The 19403-nt window shown below is 53.9% G+C and carries 15 protein-coding genes; 6 read left to right on the forward strand and 9 right to left on the reverse strand.

The genetic code is table 11. The features are described 5' to 3' along the window. Window positions 1-9 precede the first annotated feature (9 nt). Entirely contained in the window at window positions 10-381 is a 372-nt protein-coding gene (locus M6D89_RS08355; protein ID WP_253967556.1) for a nuclear transport factor 2 family protein, read from the reverse strand. Continuing rightward, window positions 378-2528 (reverse strand): DNA helicase RecQ, encoded by a 2151-nt coding sequence (gene recQ, locus M6D89_RS08360; RefSeq protein ID WP_253967557.1) that lies wholly within the window; start codon window positions 2526-2528, stop codon window positions 378-380. The genes M6D89_RS08355 and recQ overlap by 4 nt, the downstream gene beginning before the upstream one ends. A gap of 249 nt (window positions 2529-2777) precedes the next feature. Here recQ and M6D89_RS08365 point away from each other — a divergent pair, with 249 nt between their 5' ends. The 6 genes from M6D89_RS08365 to M6D89_RS08390 are packed head-to-tail and all read left to right on the forward strand — an operon-like array spanning window position 2778 to window position 8728. Further along, a complete protein-coding gene (locus M6D89_RS08365) occupies window positions 2778-4409 on the forward strand; it encodes a PhoU domain-containing protein (RefSeq protein WP_253967558.1) in 1632 nt (543 codons plus the stop codon). Beyond that, window positions 4402-5295, forward strand: a complete 894-nt coding sequence (locus tag M6D89_RS08370) for a GAK system ATP-grasp enzyme (RefSeq protein ID WP_253967559.1) — start codon at window positions 4402-4404, stop codon at window positions 5293-5295. Before M6D89_RS08365 ends, M6D89_RS08370 begins: the two co-directional genes overlap by 8 nt. After that, window positions 5288-6418 carry an HprK-related kinase B gene (locus M6D89_RS08375; protein ID WP_253967560.1) on the forward strand — a complete coding sequence of 377 codons (1131 nt, stop codon included), beginning with the start codon at window positions 5288-5290 and terminating at the stop codon, window positions 6416-6418. The genes M6D89_RS08370 and M6D89_RS08375 overlap by 8 nt, the downstream gene beginning before the upstream one ends. After that, window positions 6418-7092 carry a histidine phosphatase family protein gene (locus M6D89_RS08380; protein ID WP_253967561.1) on the forward strand — a complete coding sequence of 225 codons (675 nt, stop codon included), beginning with the start codon at window positions 6418-6420 and terminating at the stop codon, window positions 7090-7092. The genes M6D89_RS08375 and M6D89_RS08380 overlap by 1 nt, the downstream gene beginning before the upstream one ends. Before the next feature lie 2 nt (window positions 7093-7094). Beyond that, a complete protein-coding gene (locus tag M6D89_RS08385; RefSeq protein ID WP_253967562.1) occupies window positions 7095-8444 on the forward strand; it encodes a metallophosphoesterase family protein in 1350 nt (449 codons plus the stop codon). Next, on the forward strand, window positions 8441-8728 hold the full coding sequence (locus tag M6D89_RS08390; RefSeq protein ID WP_253967563.1) for an amphi-Trp domain-containing protein: 288 nt from the start codon (window positions 8441-8443) through the stop codon (window positions 8726-8728). The genes M6D89_RS08385 and M6D89_RS08390 overlap by 4 nt, the downstream gene beginning before the upstream one ends. A gap of 40 nt (window positions 8729-8768) precedes the next feature. Here the strand turns inward: M6D89_RS08390 and M6D89_RS08395 are convergent, their stop codons facing one another. The 7 genes from M6D89_RS08395 to msrP all read right to left on the reverse strand — a co-directional run bounded on the left by M6D89_RS08395 (window position 8769) and on the right by msrP (window position 19373). Continuing rightward, on the reverse strand, window positions 8769-9566 hold the full coding sequence (locus tag M6D89_RS08395) for an alpha/beta hydrolase (RefSeq protein ID WP_253967564.1): 798 nt from the start codon (window positions 9564-9566) through the stop codon (window positions 8769-8771). A 648-nt stretch (window positions 9567-10214) separates the two neighbouring features. Continuing rightward, window positions 10215-13556 (reverse strand): thrombospondin type 3 repeat-containing protein, encoded by a 3342-nt coding sequence (locus M6D89_RS08400; protein ID WP_253967565.1) that lies wholly within the window; start codon window positions 13554-13556, stop codon window positions 10215-10217. Between the two features lie 298 nt (window positions 13557-13854). Next, the gene (locus M6D89_RS08405) at window positions 13855-14703 is read right to left on the reverse strand and encodes an SPFH domain-containing protein (RefSeq protein WP_253967566.1); all 849 of its coding nucleotides are present in this window, start codon (window positions 14701-14703) and stop codon (window positions 13855-13857) included. A 10-nt stretch (window positions 14704-14713) separates the two neighbouring features. Next, entirely contained in the window at window positions 14714-15178 is a 465-nt protein-coding gene (locus tag M6D89_RS08410; RefSeq protein WP_253967567.1) for an NfeD family protein, read from the reverse strand. A 73-nt stretch (window positions 15179-15251) separates the two neighbouring features. Further along, on the reverse strand, window positions 15252-17588 hold the full coding sequence (locus M6D89_RS08415) for a beta-propeller domain-containing protein (RefSeq protein WP_253967568.1): 2337 nt from the start codon (window positions 17586-17588) through the stop codon (window positions 15252-15254). Window positions 17589-17689: 101 nt separating this feature from the next. Next, the gene (locus M6D89_RS08420; protein WP_253967719.1) at window positions 17690-18286 is read right to left on the reverse strand and encodes a protein-methionine-sulfoxide reductase heme-binding subunit MsrQ; all 597 of its coding nucleotides are present in this window, start codon (window positions 18284-18286) and stop codon (window positions 17690-17692) included. Window positions 18287-18374: 88 nt separating this feature from the next. Continuing rightward, window positions 18375-19373 carry a protein-methionine-sulfoxide reductase catalytic subunit MsrP gene (msrP, locus tag M6D89_RS08425; RefSeq protein WP_253967569.1) on the reverse strand — a complete coding sequence of 333 codons (999 nt, stop codon included), beginning with the start codon at window positions 19371-19373 and terminating at the stop codon, window positions 18375-18377. Window positions 19374-19403: the final 30 nt, after the last annotated feature.

A 19403-nucleotide genomic window follows, 5' to 3' on the forward strand; every position in this document is an offset into this window, starting at 1 on the left:
AACCCCACCTCAATCGAGCAGCGTCCGGTAGGTGGTGACCTGCTTTATGCTCTGGCCTTTGGCATTGGTGAAATCAAATATATCGCACTGGCGATACTGTGTATTTCCAATGTTAAGTCGGGCATTAACCGCCCCACTTTTGCCGAGGGTAATAACATGGGTAATCGTCACTGAACCGGGCGGCTGTCGCTGTGTTAGATAAACGTGGATATCTTCGCCGGTTAGGGTTTGCCCGTCCGCCAAATGCCACACACAATCGTGGCTCAACAAAGTTGAAGCCGCCTTGGTATCCCCCACCAGCAAGGCTACGGCGATAGTTTCCACCCGCTGGTTTTTGGGTGAATTTTTACACTGACCACTGAGAATAATTTCGAGTTTCATTCACTGGTCTCCCGCACAATTACGGCCCTGACGCAGCGCAGAATGCCGTAATCATAGGCGCCGTCCAGCGCTTCATAGACGGGTTTGAGTTTAAAAGGTTCATCGTCGTGGGCGAGCATGGCATCAAAGATGGCGTCCAGCTCCTGCTCGGGCAGCTCCACCACCTCGGCCACATCCAGCTGCCCCTGCTCTATCAGCCCCGCCAAATGGCCGTAGACCGTAGTTTCGGTAATGTCGCGCTGGCGGGCGATATCCGCCACCCCCATGCCCGCTTTAAACAGGGCAAAGGTCTCGTGTTCGGTGGCTTTAACATTGGCGGCACTGCCGGCGTACTCGGCCAGGTTTTCCACATGTTCGGTAATCGCGGCGACAAAGTCCTCGCCATAGTGCTCAAGCTTGCTCGCCCCAACCCCCGAAATGCGCCCCAGGGCTTCGTTGCTTTGGGGCTGGTGGCTCACCATTTCCATTAAGCTGGCATCGTGAAAAATCATGTAGGGCGGTATGCCCTGCTCGTCCGCCAAAGTTTTACGCAGGCTGCGCAGCTTGTCCCACAGAGCTTTATCGGGACCACTCAGATTAGCCCCGCCACTGCTGCGGGCGGCCTTGCGTTCACCGGCGACTTTAATATCTTTGCGCAGCTGAATACTCTGCTCGCCCTTTAGAAGCGGACGGCACTTTTCCGTGAGCAGCAACCCGCCGAAACCGCCCACATCTACCTGCATATGGCCGCGAGCCACCAGCTGGCGAAACACCGAGCGCCATTGGTTGGCATCCAGCTCTTCACCGATACCAAAGGTGCTGAGTTTTTGGTGATTAAACTGGGTGACTTTGGCATTGTCTTTACCCAGCAGCACATCAATCAGATGGTTCACCCCAAAACGTTGGCCGGTGCGGTAGCAGACACTTAGGGCTTTCTGCGCCGCCACAGTCCCCTCGAAAGTTTCCGGCGGCGTCAGGCAGGTGTCGCAATTACCACATGATTGATGATCGGTCTCACCAAAGTAAGACAGCAGCGCCTGGCGACGACAACTGGTGATTTCACACAAGCCCAGCATGGCATCCAGCTTGTGGTGCTCTACCCGCTTGTGTTCGTCGGTACCCTGGGACTGACTGAGCATTTGCTTCAGCTTAATCACATCTTGTACACCATAGGCCATCCAGGCGGTAGCGGGCTGACCATCGCGCCCGGCACGGCCGGTTTCCTGATAGTAAGATTCAATGCTTTTGGGCAAATCCAGGTGAGCCACAAAGCGCACATCGGGTTTATCAATACCCATCCCAAAGGCGATGGTGGCCACTACAATCACACCGTCTTCGCGCAGGAACCGCTCCTGGTTCTGCTGGCGGGTGGCCGAGGGCAACCCCGCGTGATAGGGCAAGGCGGTATAACCCTGGGCGCTTAACCAGGCGGCGGTTTCCTCGACTTTGCGCCGGGACAGACAATACACAATACCGGCATCTGTGGGGTGCTCATTGTGCAAAAAACGCAGTAACTGCTGGCGCGCATTCTGCTTTTGCTCAATGCGGTACTGAATATTCGGCCGGTCAAAACCGCTGACAAACTGCGCCGCCTGCTCTAACTGCAAGCGGCTGACAATTTCCGCGCGGGTGCGATCATCGGCGGTTGCGGTAAGAGCAATACGGGGTATTTGCGGAAACTGCTGGTGCAGCAGGCTCAGCTGTAAATAGTCGGAACGAAAGTCGTGCCCCCACTGCGACACACAGTGAGCCTCGTCAATCGCGAACAGCGACACCGGCAGGCGCTGCAGTAGCTCCAGGGTGCGCGGCTGAATCAGACGCTCGGGGGCGACATAGAGGATTTTTATATCCCCCGCCTGCAGGCCCTGCTCCACCGAGCGCACCTCATCCATACTGAGGCTGGAATTTAAATAAGCCGCACTGACCCCCAGCTGCCCCAGGGCGTCCACTTGATCTTGCATCAGCGCGATCAGCGGCGATACCACCACCGCCACGCCGTCCCGCACCAGCGCCGGAATTTGATAGCACAGGGATTTACCGCCCCCCGTAGGCATTAACACCAGGGCGTCGCGCCCGGCAATGAGGGTATCGATAATCTCGGCCTGCTGACCGCGAAATGCGTCATAGCCGAAGGTATTTTGCAGGGTATCTAGAGCAGCTGAATTCATCCGTGAGAGTCTACCAGTTTGCTAGGCAAAAATCGGCAAGTCCTGCACCTACCGGTGTCCTGTCCGAGAAGTTAGCTCAATTATGTAACCCACGCAAAGATGGCTAGCCCCAGTCCAACCCCGGCTTTCGGCCATGACATTTGTATGACACGCCCCCGATACGCTTTCAATCACCACAGTGGCACCGTAATATGACACGTGAATTAGCCGCGCCCTGGGCGGCCTTATAAAACTCAACCGGAGCCCGGCATGGTGTTAACCCCGGCCATTACCGACAACCTGCACTTTCTGATCGCCGAGGTCAAAACCCACCTGGGACATTTGCAGAGCTTTTTTGCCCACGGCACGGTTGCCAACGCCCACCGCTTGCTGGAGCGCAGCGGCCACGCCTACAACCTTAACTTGCGGGTACAGAACGCGTGCATGAAGCACATTGCCCTGCAAAGCAATGAGCACTCCATGAGTTACCGCGCCGTGGGCCGCATTGCCAACGAGCTGGAGCGCATTGCCGAACTCGCGCGCGAGTGTCTGCAACAAATGAACTTTTTGCATACAGGCGCCCGGCTGGACTTAAGCGTTTTCACCCCGCTGCTGGAAAAGGTTGATAAAAGCATCGACTTAATCTCCCGCGCCCTCAAGGACCGGGACACCCAGCTGGCGTTAAAACTGGGTAAAACCGAGCGCAAACTGGAAAAGTCTTACAAAAAACTCGTCAGCCAGTACACCCGCCAACTCAAAAAGAAAAAACATACGGAAGATCTGGTCAGCGGATTGTTTATTGCCCACGCCATTGAACAAATGGGCGATGCTTTGCTCAACATCAGCGATTCAATTATCTCGGGGCATATGGGCCAGCCCTTGGATTTACAGCGCTACAGTTCGCTGCGCGATACCATTAACAACTGGTTAGAGGAAGACCTGGCCACGCAATTGCGCGTAACCCCTCTGGCCGAGACCCGCTCGGGCAGCGGCATCAGCACCATCGACAACCCCAGCGACGAAAAATGGCAGCGATTGGTGTACAAAGACGGCAGCAAGCGCAAGCTAAAAGAAGAGCTGCAAGGCGTCAACCGCTGGCACGACGTCTATCCAGGCGTCGCCCCGCATATTCACACCTATCAAAAACAGGGTGACAATGCCGCCCTGATTATCGAGCACTTAAACGGCGAGACTTTTGAACAACTGGTGATTAACTCACCGCAAAAGCGCCGCAAAAAAGCAATGACCTGCTTAAAGAAAACCCTTAACAATATTTGGCAACAAACCTATACCGCCGAATCTCACCCGGCGCATTTTATGGCGCAAACGCTCAAGCGCTTACCCGATGTGTACAGCGTGCATCCCCAGTTCAAACAACAGCGCCAATACCTGGGCGCGCACCCCATAGAAAGTTTCGATGCGTTGGTAAAAAAGGCACAAAAAAAAGAAGAAAAGCTAATCGCGCCTTTCAGTGTTTTTATTCACGGCGATTTCAACGTCGACAATATTATTTATGACCCAGAGGCGGGGAAAATTAACTTTATCGACCTGCACCGCTCCTGCCATATGGACTATGTGCAAGACGCCTCGGTATTTATGGTGTCCAATTATCGTTTGCAGGTATTGGACGAGCCAGTGCGCCGCCGCATTCGCGACCAGGTAGAACAGTTTTACGTCATCGTGCGCGGCTTTGCCGATAAACACAACGATGACACTTTTGAAATTCGCTTAGCTCTGGGGCTGGCGCGCTCATTTGTCACCTCCACCCGCTTTATTCTGGACCACACCATGGCGACGCGAATGTTTTTAAAAGCTCGCTATCTGCTGGAACAAATTAATCAATTGTCGCGCAAGCAAATACGCGACTACCGTGTGCCACTCAGGGAGTTGTTTAGTGACTGATTCACGCACGCTAAAAATTGCTGTGGTGGGCCTGCCCGGCAAATGGTCCACCGAAGTGCTGGCGGACGCCATTGAGGCGCGCACCGGATTCCGCCTGGTGGTGGATATGCAAGCGGTGACCCTGGATTTAGCCCAACAGCGGCTGAATTACCGGGACACCAACCTGTGCCAGCTGGACGGTATTGTGGTAAAAAAAATCAGCGCCGAGTACAGCCCTCACACACTCGACAGGCTGGAGCTTTTGCGGGTCGCCGAAGCGGCGGGAGTTAACGTTTTTAGCCCGGCCGAGAACATTCTGCGTCTTATCGACCGACTCAGTTGTACCGTTACCCTGAGCAACCACAATATACCTATGCCCCCCACCATTCTTACCGAGTCTACCCAGCAGGCGTTGGCGGCGGTGGAAGAATACGGCGAAGCGGTGTTTAAACCCCTTTATTCCACCAAAGCGCGGGGAATGGAAATAATCAAAGCCGCAGAGGCCGACAAAGAAAACGCCATCGCCCGCTTTGCCGCGCAAAACCCGATGATGTACATTCAACAAAAGCTGAATTTAAGTGGGCGGGATTTGGGCATGGTGTTTTTAGGCGGCGAATATCTGGGCAGCTACGCCCGCCAAGGGGCGGGAGATAGCTGGAATACCACTATTCACAGTGGCGGCAAGTATGCGCCTGCCACCCCAGACGCCGAGATTATTCAGCTGGCCCAACGCGCCCAAAAACCGTTTAACATGGACTTTACCACTGTGGATATTGCCGAGACCGACACCGGCCCCGTGGTCTTTGAAGTCTCCGCCTTTGGCGGGTTTCGCGGCGCCAAAGAGGGCATAGGCATTGATGCCGCCAGCCTCTACACCGACTATGTAATAGGAAAGCTTTATGGGTGAGGCCAAACATCAGCCGCAAGACACAACGCAGGATTTTTTAGGCTGGCTGCAAAACACCAAGGGTGCCGCCGAGCACTCACTAAGCCTTGCCCTACCCGGCGCCCAGCTACAGGTAAACTGCTCAGACGCCTTCACCGCGAGTACCCTGCGGGCGTATTTTCAGCCCTGGCTCACGGCACCCAGCGCTTTACCCGCAACCACGGTGACCATTATCGAAAGCCAGCCGGTGGGCCAAGAGTTACCCTGGCTTGACTGGACTCGCGAGGCGGGCAAGACAGGCCGGAAAGATACGTTTATTGATGCACCGGGCGTTCGCCTGATTCGCAAATACCGCACTGGCATGGTGTTTTTACAAGCCCCACGCAATCCCATCGCAATAGGCCCGGCGGCAAAGAATATAAACCAGGTCGTTAACTTTATTAACAATCAAGCCATAAACGCCCTGCAGCAAGACGACTGGCTGATTGGCCACGCCGCAGCGGCCAGCTATAACCGCCAGGCTATTGCTATTGCCGGGTTCTCCGGGGGCGGAAAATCTACCAGTATGCTGCAGCTGCTGGAGCACCCGGCGGTTAACTTTGTCAGCAATGACCGAATATTTATCCAGCCCCAGGCGCAACAGCTGATGCTAACGGGAGTGGCCAAAATGCCCCGGGTCAACCCGGGGACTTTGCTGCACAACCCTCGCTTACTGGCACTGCTAAGTCCCGCACAACAACACCGCTATAAAACGCTCGCACCCGAGCAATTGTGGGAGCTGGAAGAAAAGCACGACGTTATGATTCCCGCCCTCTACGGTAAAGCGGATAACCCCCGCATAGACAATAGCGCTACCCTGGGTGCGATCATGTTGCTAAACTGGAATCGCGCCGAACAATCAGCTTGCCGCATTCAGTCAGTGGATATCGAAGCCCGGCAAGATTTACTCCCCGCGCTGATGAAATCGCCTGGCCCTTTCTACCAAGACCGCCAGGGTAACTTTCACCCCAACGCCCAGGCGCCTCAACCTTACCTTGAGCGGCTGAAACACACCCAGGTGTATGAAGTCAGCGGTGGTGTGGATTTTACCGAACTACGGGATTTTTGCTGGCAGCTGTGGGGCATACCCAGGAGCGCACCGTAATGCGCGCTTTTGCCCTGATCCGCCACGGCGACTACCGGCAAAAAGCCAATACGCCCAGTGCACACCAGCCCTATCCACTCACCCCCGCCGGAGAAAATCAGGCGGAGGCCTGCGCCGAGCAACTAAACGCTCTGGCGGCGGAACTGGAACTAAACATAAGCTCCTGCATTCATACCTCCCCCCTGCTGCGCGCCTGGCAAACCGGCGACATTATTCGGCGCCGCTGGGGCGACCCTAATATTCAGCTGCAGCAAACCCAGGCCTTAAGCGAACGCTGTGTGGGCAGTGTGGCCAACTTAACCATTGCCGAAATAGAACAACTGCTGCGCGCCGACCCGCGCTACCCCCGCCCGCCGCTAAACTGGAAAGCCCGCAGTGACTACTGCCTGCCCTTCCCCGGGGCGGAATCCTTAAACCAGGCGGGCAAGCGCGTGGCCGACTATATTAATCAATTGTGCGAAACAGCCCCGGCCCATAGCCTGACCCCGCTGGTGGGCCACGGTGCGGCCTTTCGCCACGGTGCCTGTGCGCTGGGCATATTAAGCCCAGAGGATGTTGCCCGCCTCAGCATGTTCCACGCCCAAGCGGTTATCATTGCCCAAACGGACGCCGGTTGGATTCATTTGGCGGGCCAGTGGAAGCCGCGTCCCTCACCACGGGAGTTTACCGACTGAGCATGAAAGCTATACCGTCCAATACGCGCAAAGCTTGCGCCACGCTAAACCGCTACCAAGGGGAAAAGTGGCTGCCTATGTCATTACCTGACGAATGCCGGCCCTGGCTGGACGAAGGGAAACACGCTTTTCGCCAGCATAAAAAGGGCCGCCGTCGGGCTCGTCACGCTATTGATCAGCTGGTGTCGCAGTACCCTTGGCGCTGGCCCAAGCGGCGGATCATTTTTATCTCAGACTTGCACGCCGATGCCGATGCCCTGCTGGCTTCTCTAACCGCCAGTGGCGGGGTAAAGCGAACCGGCAAAGGTGATAAACACTTCAAGCTGACCGCGCGAGGTAAAAAATCCGTTTTCATTTTTGGCGGCGACTTTTTCGATAAAGGGCCCAGTAATTTGCGCCTGTTGCGAGTGCTAAAGCGTTTAATGGATCAAAAGGCGAAGGTGAAACTCCTGGCGGGCAACCACGATGTACGGGTACTGTTTGGCATGCGCACAGCGGGTCAGGCCGCCGACGTAGAAAACGGCCATTTTTTTGTCCGGATGGGCGCCAAAGCCATTCCACTTCTCAAAGAAATTCGCGATCAGTACCTGAGCGGCAAGAATGCTCTGGACAAAACCCCCGATACAAAACAGTGTCGTCTGCTGTTATTGCCCCAACAAACCTGGTTTGCGGGCTTTAAAGAGACAGCTCAAGTGCGTTTATCACCTCAGGCCTGCGAGCGCGAGCTGGTTAAAATAGAGAAAAAATCGGCCGAGTTTGAAGACCAGTGCCACAAGGCCGGGTTAACTCTGCGCGAGGTATACGCCAGCGCCCTGCTCTGGAAAAAGTTGTTTCTAAAACCCAAAGGGGAGTTTTACTGGTTTTACCAGAACCTAAAGCTCGCATTAAAACGCGGCAGTTTTCTGTTTGTTCACGCCGGGCTTGACGACAACCTCGCCACGTTAATCAGTCAAAGTGGCCTACGGCCTTTAAACAAAGCCTTTCAAAAACAGCTAAACGGTGCTCCCTTTGACTTTTACTATGGCTCGCTCGCCAACAGCATTCGCACCAAATACCGCGCGGTCGACCACCCGCTAAGTAAACATGGCGCCCGGCGCGCTCACACCGCGGGCATTCACGCCATTGTGCACGGTCACCGTAATTTGCACCGGGGCCAGCGCTTGGCGCTGCGCCGCGAACTGCTGCATATTGAATGCGACATTACTCTGGATAAACACTCGCGCCAAAAAGAGTCTTTGCGGGGGTTGGGTGCGGGTGCGACGATTATTGACCCTCGGGGTTTTGTCGCCGGGATCAGCACGGACTGGCCGGTTATTAAAGTGTTTCACCCGCAAATGGAATCACAAGCATGAGCCGAGAGAAGAACAGCTTCCGTCACGAGTCACTGCAAGACACACAATCGATTCGCAACTTACTACAGGCATTAATGGATGGTATAGACGCCGGCGAGCTTTCGTTTAGCGAAGGCAAGGACACCTTAACGTTAACCCCTCAAGGGTTAATGCAAGTTAAAGTCACCGCCCAACGCGAAGACGCCTACAATCGAGTTAACCTGCGCGTTAGCTGGCACGAACAGAGCGACACCGACAGCAAGCAAAAAAACTTGAAGATTAACGGCAAAAGTATCCGCAAGTGACCGCTCGACGCTGCGCAGGACAGACTATTAACCCCACCTCTTATTGACCCCATAAATGCCGTATGGCAGTGCGAAAAGACGGCTCGGTAATCTTGCCATGAGTGGTTTGATAGCGTTCGCGCTCAACCGATAAACCGCTAAAATCGCGCTCGGCCAGCAAAGCTGCAAACTGACTGACAAACTCGTCGTTTCCCTCGGGCAGCGCGCTGGATAAGAATAGCTTAGCGTCAAGTTCATCACTTGCAAGATAGCGGTTGTCTAGCAACTGCTGGGTTTCGTGGGGATGCTGATAGAAACTGGCATCAAAGGCGAGAAGGTTATAAAAAGCAGGGTCTACCACATCGTCCATCAACATCGCTAAACCGCTAAACACGCCGCCAAAAGACGTCCCTAGCAAAGTGCGCTGGCCCGGCTCAACCCGTAAACCGGACTCGGCAAAGGGAATCAGCTCGTGCACTAAAAACCGGAAATAATCGCGCGCGCCCGGCAACAAATAGTCAATTCGGCGACGATCTTCCGGCCCTTCTGCGATGGCCACCACAATGGCCTCTACCCCCTCGTCTTCCAGTAAATAGGGAATACCTGGAAACAGTACCTGACCATCCAGTACATAGATAACGGGGTAAGTATGCTCAGCGCCCTCATAACCCGGCGGCAGGTAAATATGAATCGGATATTCAATACCGGTAATCGCCGAGGTAAACAGAGCCTCGCGATGCACATTACCGCGCAGCAAGCTGTAATTTTCATCGCCGCCGTCAAAGTCTTGAACCGTCGACTCATCCTGCGGATCCAAGGGCGATGCACTGGCCATGGATGAGCTGCTTGATTCATCCACAGGTGTCGTCGGTGCAGACGAACCCCCAGCGCCCGATGACGACCCACTACCGCCACAGGCGGTCAATAGGAGTATTAGAGTGGTTACAAGCCATGGCTGTATGTATTTCATTAATGCCTCAGAGAGTTCAAACACCACCGGATGTGGCACCTTGATTATTCCCAGACCTAACATCGAGCAACTCGCCTGCTTACGCAAAAAAAATGATTAATGCGCCACATTGGTGCGAAGGCTGTCCCAAGCCATACTCTAAGCCTGCCTTAAAAAATATGATTTATGCGCCAAAAATGGGCCGCAGAGGTTCGCGATCAAATCGCAGACCGGTACGAGTCCTTCCTGATTGACTGAAGACGTTTAACTGAAACGCGGAGGGGGGCTCTTAACCCTGTGATATTCCATCAACCCACTGGAATTACAGTCGAATAGCTCCGATATCTCTAAGCAGAGATTGGTAGGAATAATAAAGCATAAAAAACTGATCGTAAAATAACCAATCTGGATAGTTGTCACTCAAAACAACATTATCAGATATAAGACCTTTTGGACTTTAAAGCGAGGACTGACTCGTAGAGACGCAAAAGCCCCATCGCGGGGCTAGAGAAAAAACGGAAAATAACCCAGGGCAGCTCCATCTGCCCTGGGTTATCGCTATTGGGCAGCGGGCGCGACACACATACTGTGAACTCGCAGGCTACTAAGTGCTCCGACTACCGCACCCTTAGAAATCTCTACCCTGTCGAATTCCTGACTGGTAGACATCATCAATAGATGCTGGTCGGGGTTATTAAACAAGCCCAGCAACTGCAAGCCCAGCAAGCCGCTAGCCCCGCCTGATTCCTGCTCGGAACCGTTGAGGTAAGTGGTTACGGTAACGTTGCTTAGAACGTCCGCCTCCAGCAATGTGTCTGCAGATGAAACCACTACCCCTACTCGACGATTACCGGGATACGACGTGGCGGTATCCTCCGCCGCCAGATGCACCGCCGCCGCAACGGCCACAGGTGTGGACATAGTCGCATAGTTATTCAGGTCGCTGTCTTCGATGTTACTGCTGTTGTTTACTCCGCAGCCAACACACGCGAGTCCGGACACACCAGTGTGCACAGTAATGTTCGGATCAACCATCGGCTCATAGAGCTTGCCAGGTGCGCAGGCAACATTCTCGGTAGCGTCACATACATCCCCGATACCGTCGCCATCAATGTCGGATTGATCGGCGTTGGGGGTAGCCGGGCAGTTATCCGAGCCGTTATCAACACCGTCATCATCCAGGTCATTATCGCAGGCATCGCCAATACCATCACCGTCGGTATCCAGCTGGGACGGATTGGCCACCAGGGGACAGTTATCGGCATCATCATCGGTGCCGTCGCCATCCTGGTCATCATCGCAGGCATCGCCCATACCATCGCTATCCATATCCGCTTGGTCGGGGTTGCTGACCAGTGGACAGTTATCACCACTGTTCATAATGCCGTCGTTATCGCGGTCATTGTCGCAGACATCCCCCACGCCATCACCGTCAGCATCCGCCTGGTCAGCGTTAGCGATTAGCGGACAGTTATCGGCTGCATCGGCAATACCGTCGCTATCACTATCGGTAAGGCTGTCACAAGCATCGCCTATACCATCACTGTCGGCATCCGCTTGGTCACTGTTGGCCGTATCGGGGCAGTTATCGGCACCATTGTTAACACCGTCACCATCTCGATCACTGTCACAGACATCGCCGAGCGTATCAGCGTCACTATCCAACTGATCGGCGTTGGCAATGGATGGGCAATTATCCGAACCATCGTCGATACCATCGCCGTCGCTGTCGGTGTTGGTATCACACGCATCGCCAATACCGTCGGCATCAGTATCCTGCTGATCGTCATTGGGAGCTTCGGGGCAGTTATCCGCGCCGTTGGCGATTCCGTCACCATCCAGGTCACTGTCGCAGGCATCACCTACGCCATCGCTATCCCAATCGCTTTGATTGGTGTTGGCGGTGCGGGGGCAGTTATCACTTTCATTGGCGATGGTGTCGCCATCCAGATCACTGTCGCAGGCATCGCCCACGCCATCACCGTCCAAATCATTTTGGTTGACGTTAGCCTGAGCGGGGCAGTTATCCGCACCATTGTCGATACCGTCATCGTCGCGATCGTTATCACACACATCACCCACGCCATCACCGTCTAAATCAGACTGATCGGTATTAGCAATGAGCGGGCAGTTGTCAACATCATCTTGTATACCGTCATTATCGGTATCGGAGTCGTCGACTCCGTCACAGGCATCGCCTGTGCCGTCATTGTCACTGTCGACTTGGTTTGCGTTAGCAGTTATCGGGCAATTGTCCTGATCGTTGTCAACGCCGTCACCATCGACATCGGAGTCGCACACATCGCCAGTGCCATCGCCATCGCGGTCTTGCTGATCAATGTTGGCAATCGCCGGGCAATTATCCTGATCGTCATTGACTCCATCACCGTCGGTATCTGTGTCGTCCTGGCTGTCGCAGGCGTCACCGGCACCATCACCATCGGAGTCGGCTTGACCGGCGTTGGCAGTTGCAGGGCAATTGTCTGAGCCGTTATCAACACCGTCGCCATCGGTATCATTGTCACAGACGTCACCAATGCCGTCGCCGTCACTGTCCTGCTGTGAGGCGTTAGCATTAACCGGACAGTTATCATTTTCGTCATCGATGCCGTCGCCATCTGTGTCAACCGGATCATCGTTGGGTGTGCTGTCACAGGCATCGCCAATGCCGTCACCGTCACTGTCGGTCTGATTGGGGTTGGCAATGAAAGGGCAGTTATCCGCAGGGTTATCGGTACCATCCCCGTCGCGATCTGAATCGCAGGCATCACCTATACCATCGCTGTCCTGATCGAGCTGATCAACATTGGCATTGAGCGGACAGTTGTCTTGCCCATTGGGTATCCCGTCACTGTCCCTGTCGAGGTCACAAACATCCCCGACACCATCACCATCGGCATCCAGTTGATCGGGGTTGGCATCGGCCGGGCAATTATCTACAGAGTCGTTGACATTGTCGCCATCGTCATCGCTGTCACAGCTGTTTCCCAAACCATCTGTATCGCTATCAAGCTGTAGCGTATTGGGTGTGAGCGGACAGTTATCACCCGAGTCAGACACCCCGTCATTATCAGCATCGATGTCGCATACATCGCCGACCCAATCATTGTCGCTATCGGCTTGTTCGGGGTTACTGTCAAATGGGCAGTTATCAGTACCATCGTCAAAGCCGTCACCATCAGCATCGGCGTTTTGATCGCACGCATCGCCTATACCGTCAGAGTCAGCGTCACCTTGGTCAGCGTTATTGTCGCGCGGACAGTTATCCTGCGTATTGTCGATACCATCGTTATCAATATCGGTATCGCACAGATCTCCCGCCGCATCGGAATCCATATCACTCTGCGAGGTGTTAGCCAACGAGGGACAGTTGTCGTTATCATTTTGTACACCGTCGCCATCACTGTCGCCATCGCAAGCATCACCCACCCGATCGCCGTCGGAGTCCTGTTGATTCACGTTAATCAATAAGGGGCAGTTATCTTCTCCATCGTCAATACCATCGCCGTCATCGTCTTGATCACATGCATCACCGATATTGTTTTGATCGGTATCGCGCTGATTCATGTTGGCAATGGCCGGGCAGTTATCCAAAATATCGTTGACACCATCACCGTCTGAATCGACACCCGTTTCGTTATTACAGGCATCACCCCGACCGTCGTTATCAGAATCGTTCTGATTGGGATTAGCTACGTCGGGGCAGTTGTCATCTTCATCGACAATTCCATCGTCATCGGAATCACTGGGAATATCTATGGGATCTGGCTCTTCAAAGCCTTGAGAGCTACTGGAGGAAGACTGATTGCTTGGCGGAGGATTTGAGGTTCCACCCCCACCTCCACCGCAGCCGTTTAGGAATAGACAAATAATGCTTATTAGAATCGCAGACCTAGTCATATTTAATCCCTCAAATCATTTTTTCTTCACTAACCACCCGTGAAGCAATAGTAACCACTGATAATTGTGCGGCTGAATTAAGCGACAACACTCATTGGATTTTAGTAGAGATCTGGAAATTCAAGACAAGAGGGATAGATAAAAAGCGCATTAACAGATAAAAGGCTATAGCCTGAAGGAAAAACAGGAGAAAGTAAGGGAAGGTTTCGTGGTTTTAATAAGTTTTACGAATATTCAAAAATTACTAAATAAAAAAAAGTCTAAAAACAGACCCGTAAAAGCGGGCCTGCTTCACATTTTATTTACCAAACATACCCTTAAAAGCATTGGCCAAATCGGCGGGGTAAACCACTGTCTTGCTGTTGTCCGAGGTGGACAGCTCACCGATCGATTCAATGTATTTCTCACCCAACAGATACATAACGGGTAACTCATCGCCCCCTTTCACCGAGTCGGTCACCAGTTGAATGGATTTTGCCGAAGCATTGGCCAGGACGATCTTAGCCTCACCGTCGCGCTTTGAGGCCTCAAGACGGCCGTCGGCTTCCAAAATAGCCGCTTGCTTTTCACCCTCGGCTTTGGTCACTGCGGCGCGACGTTGTCGTTCAGCGGCGGCTTGCTCTTCCATGGCCTGCTGCATGGTGGGCGATGGGTTAATATCCTGAATTTCCACGGTCTTTAAAATAATGCCCCAATCGGCAATATCATCGGAGATGGAAGCTTTGAGCTTCGCTTTAATTTGATCACGCGATGACAGCGCCGAATCCAATGCCATCTCCCCGATAATCGAGCGCAGCGATGTCTGAATTAAATTTTGAATGGCGATAATATAATTCTCTACGCCGTAAACGGATTTTTCGGGGCTGACAATATTAATGTAAGCCACGGCGTTAGCAATGATGACCGCATTGTCCTGGGTAATCACATCCTGAGACGGAATATCCAGTACGATATCTTTGGTGGTGACTTTATAAGCCACAGTGTCGAAAAACGGAATAATAAGATTTAAGCCAGGGGTTAAGGTGGTGTGGTAGCGGCCTAAACGCTGCACCACATCTTTGCGCCCCTGGGGCACAATACGAACCCCGCGGGTGATAACAACAAGCGCTAAGACGACAATTGCGCCGACAGTAATTAATGCATCCATGATTTTATCCTTATACTTTAGGTGTAACGATCAGATCGTTGCCGGAGAAGTCCATCACCATAACGCGATCGCCCGGCTGCAATTCGCTGGTACAAATAAAGCGCCACTCGTCCTCGCCCAGCACCGGGGCTGAAAAACGCAAAGTGCCACGCTGATTAGAGGCAGTGTAATTGAGCACAGTGCCAATTTGGCCCACGGCTTTTTCCATAGCCATGCCCGACAGGGTTTTGTCTTTCATGCGCGGGGCGACCCATTTAAACCAGGCCAGCAGAGAGAGCAGGGACAGAATGCCCCAAAGAAGTAATTGTACCGCCAGAGAGAGCGGCACCAGCCAGGTTACCAGCCCCACCACAATGGCACTGACACCCAACCAGAGCATAAAGAAACTGGGTAAGAGTATTTCTAACGCCGCCAGGGCGATACCCAGCACCATCCAGATCCAGGGCGCGAGCCCGGTTTGCAGCCATTCACCCATAGGGTATCTCCTTGCTTATTTTGACAAGGAGTATACCCCAGGGCTAAACCAAACCCCTACTCCGGGCGTAAAATTATTGCTCGCTGCCGGCGTGTAATTCGAACCATACCCAGCGTGGTTGCACATGGCAGACATCCTCGGACACCACGATGCCAGTCTGAGTCTGAGAGGCATAGCCATCGAGCGTCGCGGTAATGGAATAAGTCCCGGCCCGCTCGGGCACGCCGTCAAAAGTACACCCTCCCGGCCAAGCTTGGCGGGTGTTAGGCGCCAGGGTTTCGCTATAGTCGCCATCGGTAGCCACCACTTGGGCGGCACAGGCATCGGTCTCACCCTCGCCGGTCCACAGCTCTACCCACAAGCCGTCGCGGATCTTCTCGGTACAGGCAATGGGCTCGCCGCCAATGGGGCCACTGGGTGCATCGGCCGCGCCCCATTGGGTATACCAAATATGATTATCGTGGGCATAGTAAACGGCATCATTGTGTAAGAGTCCGCGCCTCACCCCGCCACCGTAATCGTATCGGTCATTACCCGCCGCCTCGGCAATTAAGGTGCCCTGATCCAGCATCACACCCTCGGCGCCATCCAAGCCTTGCAAAGACAACATCTGCAAGCCACTGTACTGCCAGCCATTCTCCGCGCTGTTTACGCTGACCGGAAAAGAAACACGCATATCACCCTCGCCTACCGGCAAGAAGTTAAGCGCGCGCAAGTCGTAAAGGGCTTCGCTGTGGCTGCCCCGCTCGCCGATTAGCATTTCGCCCACAAGCTTGGGTGTGCCACCGGCCACCTTCACCAACTGCGCCTTGAGCCCTTGGGTCCAACCGGTCTGGTTATCGGCGTCCTGCCCCAGGGTAAACAGATAGTCATCGTTAAGCGGATGAATATAAGTCGCAAAACCCGGCACTTCTAACTCACCGCTGATTTTAGGATCGGCGCTGTCGGACAAATCCAGCACATAGAGCGGGTCGACTTGCCGAAAGGTCACCACATAGGCGGTGGAGCCGGCAAAACGCACGGCATAAATATCTTCCCCCGGCTTGCCAATAGGATCGGGGCGAGCGCTGTTGGGTAATTCCGCCAGAGTGTCAAAACCCGAACCCGACTGACGTAGAATGCTGAGGTGATGGGTGGGCTGATTCCAGTCGCCCCGCGTGGTCACCACCCGCAGGTCGCCTTGGTATTCATTAACCCGGTAAGGTGCGTCGCTGCGAATACTGCCCGGCACACCGCCAGTGGCGCTGTAGCTGGCGCCGGAATCGGTTAAATCAAACTTGTGGATAATGGTGCGGCGTTCACTCTGGCGCCAGTCATAAGACGTTAAGTAGAGTGCATTGGTGCTCATGGTCATGGAATCAACGCCGGTGCTCAAGCATTCACTGGACACAATCTGCTGAGCGTTCAAATCAATGGCGGTAATATTCACCATGGAAAAAAAGCCGTGCTCGGGCTGGGTATCACTCGAGGCATAACAATCGTCACTTAACGGAGCTTCCAGATCGCCCTGCCGGTACTGAGGCAGCAACTCGGTAAATTCCACCCGACTTAAAGCGGTCTCATTTTCGCTGCGAGCTTGGCCTTCAACCTCTTCAAACTGCAGGGTTTCCAGCCAGGGGTCATAGCGGGTAATCACATAAAGGGTGTCCCCCAGACGACGACTGTCGATTAAAGAGCCATCTAAAGAGATAGCCGTCGCGAGCATAGGCGCTGAGGGCTGATTGACATCGACAAACTCAATTTTTAACTCACTGTTTCTGGGGCCTGGCCAAATAGCGCTATCCGCGGCTGAAAACTCAATACCCCAGCCCGGCAGCACAGGCTCCACCTGTCTGCGCTGGCTGCGCATAGCTACCAGGTGCGAGGCAAGCCCATTGTCCTTTTGCAAATAAAGCGAGTAAGCCGGGCCCCACGAAGAGTCATCAAAACTGTAGGTTCCAACAATGGTCGCATCGGGGATGTCCGGGTCGGTCGAGACAATTTGCACACCTGGCAACTCGCCGTTGTAACTGCTGGGCTGATAAGCGACAAACCAGTGCTGGCCGTCATACTTGGCGACGTCGGACTCGCCTACCCCGTCGATATGGACATTGGTATCGGAGTAATTATCGTTGCCAGTATCCGCCTCAGGGGGGCCGGCGGAGAAGTCCACCGTGCCGTCACCGTTCTCGCCCTCGTCCCTCACTCCGGTCTGCAATCGCAGACCGTTTTTCACCAAGCGTTCAAAATCTTCACCCGCTAAAAGCGTCAAAGGCGCCTCGCTGGGCTCGCTGAGCTTGAGCTGGGTATAATCGACAGGTTGATCCGGCCCTCCCGGATCAATAGGGCTAGTGGTATCCGTGCTGGATGACGAGCCACCACAGGCCGTTAAAGCCCCAGCAATGAGTGTGGGAAAAAGTATTGAGCGCATGTTACACCTTCCTGGTATTTGTTTATCTTCCCAGCATAACCAAAAAACGACAAGATTCTGTGTGATTTTGTAATCACAAACGAGAGCTGAAGAGCACAGGCTCAGGCCTTTGAGTGAGCACTGCGCCGCTTGCAAAACCAATAAATGCGCATGCCCAACAGTGTCAGGGTAATCAAGCCGTAAATTACCGCTTCAAAGTAGCTGGAACGAACCTGCCAGAGCACATGCACCCAGCCGAGAGCAAGGGCTAAATAAACCAGCCGATGCAGTTTGACCCAGTTTTTCCCCAGTCGCCGCATCATCCCCTTGGTGGAGGTCACACCCAAGGCGATTAAAATCAGCACCGCCGGCATGCCCGCGGTGATATAGGGGCGTTTGACCATTTCAGAGAAGAAGCGGGACAAATCCAGCCCGAGAATAAACGTTAGATAAGCCGCCACATGACAGAGCGCGTAAAACAGCGCAAACAAACCCAGCATCCGCCGGTGCACCATTAGCCAACGCCATTTGGCCAACTTAACCAGCGGGCTAACCGACAGGGTGGTAAACAAAAAGTAAATTGTCCACTCGCCGGTAAACAGGACAATCGTTTTCGCCGGGTCCGCCCCCAACTGCTGCGTCGCAGTGCGATAGACAAGCAAAGCAAAAGGCGTGAGCGAGAGGGTAAAAACAAGCAGTCTACGCCATAAGACCGGCATCAATAGAATCTCCTGATTTCGCGTCGGACGTCCGACGTCTGACGTCCGACGCTTTTCGTTCACCGTAAACCGTCCGCCGTCCTCCGGCTCAAAACTGTTTCCGCAAATCCATCCCACGATAAAGCTGCGCCACTTCATCCCCATACCCATTAAACATCTGGGTATCGATAATATTGGGGCTAAACAAGCCGCTGGGCAGGCGCCGTTCGGTAGCTTGGGACCAGCGCGGGTGGTCGACATTGGGGTTCACATTGGCGTAAAAGCCATATTCGTTCGGCGCCCGAACATTCCAGCTGGTGGCGGGCTCTTTTTCGGTAAACTCGATTTTGACGATGGACTTAATACTTTTAAAGCCGTACTTCCAGGGTACGACTAGGCGCAATGGCGCACCGTTTTGATTGGGCAGTACCTTGCCGTATAACCCCACGGCCAAAATAGTGAGCGGGTGCATAGCCTCGTCCATACGCAGCCCCTCGCGGTAAGGCCAATCGATGGTGCTAAAGCGGCTGGCCTGCTCCGGCATCTGCTCTTTATCCATCAAAGTGGTAAAGGCGACGTATTTGGCACGGCTGGTGGGCTTAAACTGTTTGAGCAATTCACCCAGCTCAAAACCGACCCAGGGGATGACCATAGACCAAGCCTCCACGCAGCGCAGGCGATAAACGCGCTCCTGTAAGGTCACCTTCGCCAGTAAATCCTCTAAATTTACACTGCCGGTTTTTTCGGCGTGCCCGGCAATCTCTACCGACCAGGGGTGTGGCTTGAGGCTTCCACTGTGCTTGGCGGGGTCTGATTTATCATACCCAAACTCGTAAAAGTTATTGTAGCTGGTGACATGCTCGTAGGGCGTGAGTTCGTCAGCCACCGGATCGGGGGAAGCTTTGGCTTCGGCAATTCGCCGGGACAGCCATTCGGGGCCCTGACGCACGGGCGAGTCAGTAACAAAACCGGGCTTAGCAACTGCCACCGGAGCTGCCGCCAGCGCCCCAGCCCCCAGGGCAAGCCCCATAAAACGCCGCCTATCACGGTAGACGGACTCGGGGGTGATTTCACTTTCTTTAATATCGGATGACGATTTAATTAACATAAGCATTCACTGCGTTTATTCAATGTCAGT

The organism is Gilvimarinus xylanilyticus (assembly GCF_024195295.1).
GTDB lineage: Bacteria > Pseudomonadota > Gammaproteobacteria > Pseudomonadales > Cellvibrionaceae > Gilvimarinus > Gilvimarinus xylanilyticus.